Annotated in this window: 2 protein-coding genes; both read right to left on the reverse strand. The window is 32.8% G+C overall.

Features of this window, described 5'->3' with window-relative positions; genetic code table 11:
- The coding region (locus tag ABD917_RS08445; RefSeq protein WP_345119628.1) for an LbetaH domain-containing protein at nt 1-1,039 on the reverse strand (1,039 nt) is incomplete at its 3' end.
- Nucleotides 1,040-2,586: 1,547 nt separating this feature from the next.
- A partial coding sequence (locus ABD917_RS08450; protein ID WP_345119629.1) for a type ISP restriction/modification enzyme occupies nt 2,587-5,033 on the reverse strand: 2,447 nt, incomplete at its 5' end.

A 5,033-nucleotide genomic window follows, 5' to 3' on the forward strand; every position in this document is an offset into this window, starting at 1 on the left:
CAAAGCCCTTTACATAAGCATTATCAGCAATTTTCGCATTGTCATAGATTTTTGCATCAAAAATTATATTAGCTTTATTACAAACAAAGGCATTGCCATAAACTTGACCACGAACGATAGCATTGTCATTAATTTTTGCATTGCCATAAACATGAGCATTTGCACCGAAAACCCATGCATCATCATTAACAACGGCATTGCCATAAACTTTAGCATTTCTATTAATACAAGCATTATCATGTATTTTTGCATTGTCAGAAATGACAGCATCCCAAAAAACGGTAGCATTATCATATACCCAGCAATTGCCATCATGAGAGAGATTACTTTCATTTTCGATAAAACCACCTAAGGTACCTGCTTTGATATCATCAAAATCTCTAATGGCTTTAATGCGGTGTAAAGTAACCCCTTCAATAATCTTGGTTTCATTCGTAAATTCGTATTTTTTTGTTATAGGTAAAGAAACACAAGCGTCATCAGAAATTTGAGATGCAAGATTAACCGTTTCATTGTCTTCAACACGTGTATACCAATTAATAAAAGCATTGCCATAGACTTTTGCATTGTCTCTTATAACAGCCTTATCACATACAACGGCGTTATTAAAAACACGAGCATGTTTGTAAACATAAGCATACCCACAAACCAAGGCATTATCAGCAATTTTTGCATTGTCATAAACACTCGCAAAATCAAATACCTTTGCATTATCATACACCGTTGCATTATCGAAAACACTAGCATAATTAAAAACAGTAGCATTATCAGAAATAAGAGCATTATTATAAACACAAGCCTCATTAGCTACCCAGCAATTACCATCATGTGATAAGTTACTTTCCTTTTCAATAAAGCCGCCTAAATCCCCCGCCTTGACATCAGCAAAATTTCTAATGGCTTTAATGCGGTGTAAAGTATGACCAGCCACGCAACGCGTTTCATTCGTAAATTCGTATTTTTTTGCAGGCTCTTGTTTATTATTAGATGCGGTTTCATTTGAAATATTAGAGGAAATTGTATTTTGGGAATTTTGCATTTTAAATTCTTTCTAATCAAAATTGTTTTTCAATTGACACCCTAATGGGCGCCGGGTGTTGAAAAACACGGTGATTAGTCCGTCGTCACACTTTCCCCTCGAAAGGGTTTTGTATGGTGTAACTACACCCGACATAATCGTTATATGCCATTTGAAGCATAAAAGACAGTCAGTTTTTAAAAACTTTGGAAAGGCTGTTTCGTAGCCTTATCCGCTAATCAAAAGTGTTTTTCACCACTTGATTATTTATATATCAAAATACGTATTTATTGTCAATTAATTTATACACTTTTTTGATATTTTTGATATTTTTTAAAATGCATTGCGTGTATATATTTATCATATGCTTATTAATTGCTTCTTTTATATTATATGCTTTTAAAGCTATATTATAGGCTTTCTTAAACGATTGCGTTATTTTTTGAATCTATACATTTATAATATTTATAAACGCTATCATAATGCGTATTTTTATCTTTATAATGCATTTATTTTTTACTAAATGGTTTTTAAAGATTTCTGTTAATTTTGTTTATAACACATTTGCAACTTAACAGCCTTTTATAGGAACTGTCTTTATAACAAATGCATTCATTTGCATTGTGATTATGAAATCCTGTTTTTTTACACGTGCTTTATAGCTGTTATCTGCTTTATAGCCACCGCATCATTTTTTATTTTCATAAGAGAAACGATAATTGTGATTTATAGCTTGTTATGAAAACATCTAAAGAGAGATTGATAACTATAGAGGTTAGCAAAATCCCTTTTAATAGACTTTTGTCATTTTTGTCAGTTTTGTCAGTTCTTTTTAGAGCCTATATTATTTTTTTTAATGAGATAAAAAATTAAAACCATTATTTTTCAATATGTCAGTAATTTAATGGTACAACCGTTATTAATATACAACACGTAAATTCAATCAATAATATATATTTGTCAGTTATGTGTCAGTAAATTTAACTGACAAAAGTGATCATTTTAGTGAGTGATTAAAACACGTCTTAAAAAAACATGTGATCTTTTAAAGCCTTTCAAAAGACAGTTTATAATCAAGAAATGCTATCAAGATAGTGATGGTTATAGTTTTGATGATTTTGAAGATTTTGAGGGTTCCTTTTACGCCCCCCTTATATATTTTTTTCAATCAAAAAAATAAAAGTTATTATATTTCAATGTGTTATTATTTTAACAATACAATCTATATCGACAACACAACCTTAAATTCAACCCACAGTATATTTTTGAAGGTATTTTGAGGGTTTGAGAAACCTTCAAAACCTATAAGTAATATAAGAAAATGAATATAACTCTCTTTAAACAAAGCTTTTGAAAACAATAAAGCACTCATTTTAGATTACGGTATAACCTCTTAAAGGCAATCAAAATTATAGTGTTTAAAAGTGCAAATCCCTTTTTAGAATAATGCATATAAACACTCCTTTTAAGATAATAGGTAATCAGCTTAATAAAAGAGGTATAAATCTATAGTTATAAGATCCTATACCCCTTATGATTAGCATACCCATTATGTGAGCATGGCAAGTCTATTCAGTTTCTTTAATTTCTAATTTTGGTAAGTTTTTAACGATTTTCATTGTCTCTAAACTTACGGTAATAACCCTTTGAAACAACTCCAATGGATAAGCAGGGTTGCCAACGGTTTCAACAGCATAGCGATTGGCATCATTAACAATACCACTCTTTTTATCTGTTTTTACACATTGACGCCCCATAACCCATTCAAGAGCGGGCTTGCCATTGACGATATACTCATAAGCTTCAAGAGGGATATCTGTTATGATGATGTTGCTGTTATAAATAACAGTGGATTTATCCTTTTCCTTACTATTCTTAATTTTTGCGAATTTCATTTCTGTAACGTAGTAAAACTTTTCTGGATTAGAGATCTTTGTAACTTTTGGATTACCCTTTTTAAAGGTCACTGGATAAGGTTTCACATCTTCATAATTTACGTGCAAATGCCCCAGTTCACGCCCTGCTGTTACAAATTTCCAAAAATCTTCAGCCGTTTTTACGCAAGGGATACGAGGCAATTCTTTAGAAAGGTTATCAGCATAGCGAGTGCGATAATCTTCTGAATGTAAAAGACCGTAAACATAATAGAATAAATCATCTTTATTTATGGTTTCATGAGGATAAGCCGTTTTAAAATGTGCTAATCCCTCATCCGTAATGGCATCACGTCGTTTTAAACCAGCATTTTTACTTTCTTCTGTAGAATTCGTAAACAAATGTGATTGTTTCTCACTTTTACTTTTTAAGACTGTAGTATCTTCATAGATATATCTTGGAAAGCATTGACCTTTTTCTATTGAATCCAAGTTAGGTATATCCTTAATCATAAGTGTAAAAAAGCCACACCTTGCTCCGATGCCTGTAACTTGTATTATTCTATTCTCAACCGCTTTTCCCATAGGGAATATCCGCGTTTGATAAGCACCATCGCAGTTTAGAGAAGAATCGCTATAAAGCCATTGTCGTATAAAAGGACGATACAAGCTTTTAGTAAGGTAATTTGCCTCAAAATTGAAAGACTTTCCTTTTACTAGATCTCGTTTAAGATTATAACTCCAACTGATTTTTCTTTCATCTGAATTAACAAAATCATTCGCAAAGTTTGCGCGTAACTTATGATCAACATGTCCATAAGCATCATTAAAACGTTCTACTTCACTATTATAGAAAACAATCATATTATGCATATTATTTGCCACTACCTCACGGCTTGAATTATACGCCCAAGCATCACGACTCGTCATAATGCCACGAGAAAATATTGCAAATAATTTCTTACTATGCCCTTTCTTAGCACCTAAAGCTAGGAATGTTTTAAAACTATCATCACGTTGATTGATCCAATCCCCATGCTCGTCTGGTGTAATCGTTTGCCAGCTTGATTTATTTGTAATGCCAGTAATGCTACCAAAATACTCAAGAGCAGTAAGTTTTTCTTTTGTCGTGAGATTGCTTCCAATGTCGTGATAGTAAATTTTACAATCTCCAGAAGCATTAGGATTTTTGATAAATAGTGTTACGGCGATACCGGTCATACTTCCATTACCAAAAACATTTTCTCCTTCTTTGGCTTTCCCATTGCTTAACATATTTTTACGAATATCCCCCCGTAAATTAAGAACATAAATACTCGTAAACTCTTTGGCTAAAGATTTTCGTAAACTGTCCATTGTTGATTTTTCTACGTAACCCGAACCAGAAACAAAGCCGATTACTCCAGCATTATCAATACGGTCACTAGCCCAGCGAATGGCACGAATATAACTGTCATAAAGCGCTCGTATATTCGTAACTTTCGATTGAGCAGCATAAGTTTCGCGAATACGGTTATCTAGTATGGGATAAGGACTATTCTTTGCATTATCATTGGCATTTTTTTGTCCTACAGAATAAGGGGGATTGCCAAAGATAACTTCGATATTTAGATTTTTCTGATGTTCCAAATATTCACTGTTTTCTTTAAATAACTCTTGCAACAAATCTTTTCTTTCAAGCATTTGGAATGTATCAGTTAAACCAATATGCTTAAATGGGATATATTCACCTTTCATAAGACTATGATAGGTTGATTCAATGTTAATCGCTGCTATGTAATAAGCTAAGAGAACAATCTCATTGGCATGGATATCATGACGGAATTTATATTCCATATCCTCTGGTTTTATGAGATTTGATTGTAAAAGCCGTGTGATAAAGGTACCCGTTCCTGTAAAAGGGTCAAGAATAGAAACACCACGTGATCCCAAGCTTTTTCCAAATTCATTGCGTAAGATATCATCAACAGAATGAATGATAAAATCAACCACCTCAACGGGGGTATAAACAATCCCAAGCCTATCGGTGGTTTTCTTAAATGCCTTGGTAAAAAAATCTTCGTAAAGTTTGATAATAAGGTTTTGTCTTGCTTGGGGGGAGGTAATCCCAGAGGCACGGAATTTCACACTATCATAAAACT

Origin of the sequence: Bartonella pachyuromydis, from assembly GCF_039543065.1 — a bacterium.
In the GTDB taxonomy this organism is placed as follows: domain Bacteria; phylum Pseudomonadota; class Alphaproteobacteria; order Rhizobiales; family Rhizobiaceae; genus Bartonella; species Bartonella pachyuromydis.